The 359-nt window shown below is 51.3% G+C and carries 1 pseudogene; it reads right to left on the bottom strand.

The features are described 5' to 3' along the window. A pseudogene (gene yddG, locus FN960_RS23625) lies at positions 1 to 359 on the bottom strand (aromatic amino acid efflux DMT transporter YddG); the annotation flags it as partial.

Genomic DNA, 359 nt, shown 5'->3' with positions numbered 1-359 from the left:
ATTGTCACCGCCTAACACCCAGCAGACGCCGACCAGGGCTAATAATAATCCTGGTACAATCAGCCAGTTGGTTTTCTGACCATTAAACAGAATGGCAAAGAGAATTGTCAGGCTGGGCCATAGATAGTTCACCATACCCACTTCAATCGCCTGATGACGGGTCGCCGCATACCCTAAGGAAAGCGCCAGACAGATTTCATAGCTGACGAATAACAGACTCCCGGCGAGTAAATAGCCTTTCGGAATCTGCCGAATACGCGGAAATCCAAACGTGAAGATTAACAGCAGACCGCTTAATGAATAGATAGCAGCTGCGCCGCCGACCGGGCCGAGCCCCTCGCTGACACCGCGAATCAATC

Origin of the sequence: Alkalicoccobacillus porphyridii (assembly GCF_007293315.1) — a bacterium.
Taxonomy (GTDB): Bacteria; Bacillota; Bacilli; order Bacillales; family Bacillaceae_D; genus Alkalicoccobacillus; species Alkalicoccobacillus porphyridii.
This window is presented reverse-complemented; position numbering and strand designations above follow the sequence as displayed.